The following is a 5,210-nucleotide window of genomic DNA, read 5'->3' as shown; positions in this document are numbered from 1 at the left end:
TTGTTCGGCGGTGACCTACTCTCCCACACGGTCCCCCATGCAGTACCATCGGCGCGGACGGGCTTAGCTTCCGGGTTCGGAATGAGACCGGGCGTTTCCCCAACGCTATGACCACCGAAACACTATGAAACTGTCAACCCCGACCCAGCACCCGGCCGGGTCGAGAAAACTCGGGTTGTTGTTTCAGAACCCGCACAGTGGACGCAAGCAGCTATGGACAAGCCCTCGGCCTATTAGTACCGGTCACCTCCACCCCTCACAGGGCTTCCAGATCCGGCCTATCAACCCCGTCGTCTACAGGGGGCCTTAACCCCTCAAAGGGGGTGGGAGTCCTCATCTCGAAGCAGGCTTCCCGCTTAGATGCTTTCAGCGGTTATCCCTCCCGAACGTAGCCAACCAGCCATGCCCTTGGCAGAACAACTGGCACACCAGAGGTCCGTCCGTCCCGGTCCTCTCGTACTAGGGACAGCCCTTCTCAAGACTCCTACGCGCGCAGCGGATAGGGACCGAACTGTCTCACGACGTTCTAAACCCAGCTCGCGTGCCGCTTTAATGGGCGAACAGCCCAACCCTTGGGACCGACTCCAGCCCCAGGATGCGACGAGCCGACATCGAGGTGCCAAACCATCCCGTCGATATGGACTCTTGGGGAAGATCAGCCTGTTATCCCCGGGGTACCTTTTATCCGTTGAGCGACGGCGCTCCCACAAGCCACCGCCGGATCACTAGTCCCTGCTTTCGCACCTGCTCGACCCGTCAGTCTCGCAGTCAAGCTCCCTTGTGCACTTACACTCACCACCTGATGACCAACCAGGCTGAGGGAACCTTTGGGCGCCTCCGTTACTCTTTAGGAGGCAACCGCCCCAGTTAAACTACCCACCAGACACTGTCCCCGATCCGGATCACGGACCCAGGTTAGACATCCAACACGACCAGAGTGGTATTTCAACGACGACTCCACAACCACTGGCGTGGCCGCTTCACAGTCTCCCACCTATCCTACACAAGCCGAACCGAACACCAATATCAAGCTATAGTAAAGGTCCCGGGGTCTTTCCGTCCTGCTGCGCGAAACGAGCATCTTTACTCGTAATGCAATTTCACCGGGCCTATGGTTGAGACAGTCGAGAAGTCGTTACGCCATTCGTGCAGGTCGGAACTTACCCGACAAGGAATTTCGCTACCTTAGGATGGTTATAGTTACCACCGCCGTTTACTGGCGCTTAAGTTCTCAGCTTCGCCACCCCGAAGAGTGACTAACCGGTCCCCTTAACGTTCCAGCACCGGGCAGGCGTCAGTCCGTATACATCGCCTTACAGCTTCGCACGGACCTGTGTTTTTAGTAAACAGTCGCTTCTCGCTGGTCTCTGCGGCCACCCCCAGCTCCCCGTGTAAAACGGATCACCGGAAGCGGCCCCCCTTCTCCCGAAGTTACGGGGGCATTTTGCCGAGTTCCTTAACCATAGTTCACCCGAACGCCTCGGTATACTCTACCTGACCACCTGAGTCGGTTTAGGGTACGGGCCGCCATGAAACATCGCTAGAGGCTTTTCTCGACAGCATAGGATCATCCACTTCACCACAATCGGCTCGGCATCAGGTCTCACCCTTCACGAGAGACGGATTTACCTGCCTCTCAGGCCACACCCTTACCCCGGGACAACCACCGCCCGGGCTGGACTACCTTCCTGCGTCACCCCATCACTCACCTACTACAAGCTCGGGTCACCGGCTCCACCACACCCACCATCACCCGAAGGATCAGACAGGGGGCTTCACGGGCTTAGCATCACCTGATTCAATGTTTGGCGCTTCACAGCGGGTACCGGAATATCAACCGGTTATCCATCGACTACGCCTGTCGGCCTCGCCTTAGGCCCCGACTTACCCTGGGCAGATCAACTTGACCCAGGAACCCTTAGTCAATCGGCGCACACGTTTCCCACGTGTGTATCGCTACTCATGCCTGCATTCTCACTCGCGAACCGTCCACCACTACCTTACAGTGCGGCTTCACCCGGCACACGACGCTCCCCTACCCAACAACACACCCGTTAAGGCTTATTGTGCTGCTGACACGACTTCGGCGGTACGCTTGAGCCCCGCTACATTGTCGGCGCGGAATCACTTGACCAGTGAGCTATTACGCACTCTTTCAAGGATGGCTGCTTCTAAGCCAACCTCCTGGTTGTCTCTGCGACTCCACATCCTTTCCCACTTAGCATACGCTTAGGGGCCTTAGTCGATGCTCTGGGCTGTTTCCCTCTCGACCACGGAGCTTATCCCCCGCAGTCTCACTGCCGCGCTCAACTTACCGGCATTCGGAGTTTGGCTAAGGTCAGTAACCCGGTAAGGCCCATCGCCTATCCAGTAGCTCTACCTCCGGCAAGCAACACACGACGCTGCACCTAAATGCATTTCGGGGAGAACCAGCTATCACGGAGTTTGATTGGCCTTTCACCCCTAACCACAGGTCATCCCCCAGGTTTTCAACCCTGGTGGGTTCGGGCCTCCACGACCTCTTACAGCCGCTTCACCCTGCCCATGGCTAGATCACCCCGCTTCGGGTCTAGAGCGTGCAACTCAACGCCCAGCTAGGACTCGCTTTCGCTACGGCTACCCCACACGGGTTAACCTCGCTACACACCGCTAACTCGCAGGCTCATTCTTCAAAAGGCACGCAGTCACGACGCCATGCACACAAGGTGCATGACGCGACGCTCCCACGGCTTGTAGGCACACGGTTTCAGGTACTCTTTCACTCCGCTCCCGCGGTACTTTTCACCATTCCCTCACGGTACTATCCGCTATCGGTCACCAGGGAATATTTAGGCTTAGCGGGTGGTCCCGCCAGATTCACACGGGATTTCTCGGGCCCCGTGCTACTTGGGTGGTTCACAACGAGCCGCACACATTTCAGCTACGGGGGTCTTACCCTCTACGCCGGGCCTTTCGCATGCCCTTCGCCTACATGTACGGTTTCTCACTCGCCGACCAGCCGGCAGACCAGTCACGTAAACTCCCACAACCCCGCCTGCGCAACCCCTGCCGGGTATCACACACAAACGGTTTAGCCTCATCCAGTTTCGCTCGCCACTACTCCCGGAATCACTGTTGTTTTCTCTTCCTGCGGGTACTGAGATGTTTCACTTCCCCGCGTTCCCTCCACACTGCCTATACATTCAGCAGCGGGTGACAGCCCATGACGACTGCCGGGTTTCCCCATTCGGACACCCCCGGATCACAGCTCGGTTGACAGCTCCCCGGGGCCTATCGCGGCCTCCCACGTCCTTCATCGGTTCCTGGTGCCAAGGCATCCACCATGCGCCCTTAAAAACTTGGCCACAGATGCTCGCGTCCACTGTGCAGTTCTCAAACAACAACCCATAAGAGACCCAGACACCTGCGTGCCCGCTCTCTCAGATACCCAACAGTGCGCCGTACTGCGTAATCGATGTTCCACCCATGAGCTGGCCGTGCAAGACACTTGCTTGCATTCGGCACTGTGCTCCTTAGAAAGGAGGTGATCCAGCCGCACCTTCCGGTACGGCTACCTTGTTACGACTTCGTCCCAATCGCCAGTCCCACCTTCGACGGCTCCCTCCACAAGGGTTGGGCCACCGGCTTCGGGTGTTACCGACTTTCGTGACGTGACGGGCGGTGTGTACAAGGCCCGGGAACGTATTCACCGCAGCAATGCTGATCTGCGATTACTAGCGACTCCGACTTCATGGGGTCGAGTTGCAGACCCCAATCCGAACTGAGACCGGCTTTTTGAGATTCGCTCCACCTTGCGGTATCGCAGCTCATTGTACCGGCCATTGTAGCACGTGTGCAGCCCAAGACATAAGGGGCATGATGACTTGACGTCGTCCCCACCTTCCTCCGAGTTGACCCCGGCAGTCTCCCGTGAGTCCCCACCACCCCCGAAGGAGCGTGCTGGCAACACAGGACAAGGGTTGCGCTCGTTGCGGGACTTAACCCAACATCTCACGACACGAGCTGACGACAGCCATGCACCACCTGTACACCGACCACAAGGGGGACCGTGTCTCCACGGTTTTCCGGTGTATGTCAAGCCTTGGTAAGGTTCTTCGCGTTGCGTCGAATTAAGCCACATGCTCCGCCGCTTGTGCGGGCCCCCGTCAATTCCTTTGAGTTTTAGCCTTGCGGCCGTACTCCCCAGGCGGGGCACTTAATGCGTTAGCTACGGCACGGACGACGTGGAATGCCGCCCACACCTAGTGCCCACCGTTTACGGCGTGGACTACCAGGGTATCTAATCCTGTTTGCTCCCCACGCTTTCGCTCCTCAGCGTCAGTATCGGCCCAGAGATCCGCCTTCGCCACCGGTGTTCCTCCTGATATCTGCGCATTCCACCGCTACACCAGGAATTCCGATCTCCCCTACCGAACTCCAGCCTGCCCGTATCGAATGCAGACCCGGGGTTAAGCCCCGGGCTTTCACATCCGACGCGACAAGCCGCCTACGAGCTCTTTACGCCCAATAATTCCGGACAACGCTTGCGCCCTACGTATTACCGCGGCTGCTGGCACGTAGTTAGCCGGCGCTTCTTCTGCAGGTACCGTCACTCTCGCTTCTTCCCTGCTGAAAGAGGTTTACAACCCGAAGGCCGTCATCCCTCACGCGGCGTCGCTGCATCAGGCTTGCGCCCATTGTGCAATATTCCCCACTGCTGCCTCCCGTAGGAGTCTGGGCCGTGTCTCAGTCCCAGTGTGGCCGGTCGCCCTCTCAGGCCGGCTACCCGTCGTCGCCTTGGTAGGCCATCACCCCACCAACAAGCTGATAGGCCGCGGGCCCATCCTGCACCGCCGGAGCTTTCCACCAACAGGCATGCGCCCGAAGGTACTATCCGGTATTAGACCCCGTTTCCAGGGCTTGTCCCAGAGTGCAGGGCAGATTGCCCACGTGTTACTCACCCGTTCGCCACTAATCCCCGGCCGAAACCGGATCATCGTTCGACTTGCATGTGTTAAGCACGCCGCCAGCGTTCGTCCTGAGCCAGGATCAAACTCTCCGTAAATGCATACAAAACTGCAGCATCAACAGAAACGAGTTTGCCTCGCATACTGCTGTGTCAAAACATCAAACACTTGGCATCGATTACTTGGCACACTGTTGAGTTCTCAAAGAACGGACACTTCCTTCAAAACCCTCACCGGGCTTCTCCGGGCGTTTCCCTTCGGTGT

3 rRNA genes are annotated in these 5,210 nt (G+C 58.0%); all 3 read right to left on the bottom strand.

What is annotated here, in order from left to right:
• Window positions 1–2: 2 nt before the first annotated feature.
• The 3 genes from rrf to LG396_RS38600 all read right to left on the bottom strand — a co-directional run bounded on the left by rrf (window position 3) and on the right by LG396_RS38600 (window position 5,044).
• A 5S ribosomal RNA gene (gene rrf / locus LG396_RS38610) occupies window positions 3–119 on the bottom strand.
• Between the two features lie 94 nt (window positions 120–213).
• Window positions 214–3,344, bottom strand: a 23S ribosomal RNA gene (locus LG396_RS38605).
• 172 nt (window positions 3,345–3,516) lie between these two features.
• Window positions 3,517–5,044, bottom strand: a 16S ribosomal RNA gene (locus tag LG396_RS38600).
• Together the 16S, 23S and 5S rRNA genes form the textbook arrangement of a ribosomal RNA operon.
• Window positions 5,045–5,210 lie beyond the last annotated feature (166 nt).

This window comes from Streptomyces aculeolatus (assembly GCF_020400605.1).
In the GTDB taxonomy this organism is placed as follows: Bacteria; Actinomycetota; Actinomycetes; order Streptomycetales; family Streptomycetaceae; genus Streptomyces; species Streptomyces aculeolatus.
Note: the sequence above shows the minus strand (reverse complement) of the source record. Positions and strands in the feature narration are given on the sequence as shown.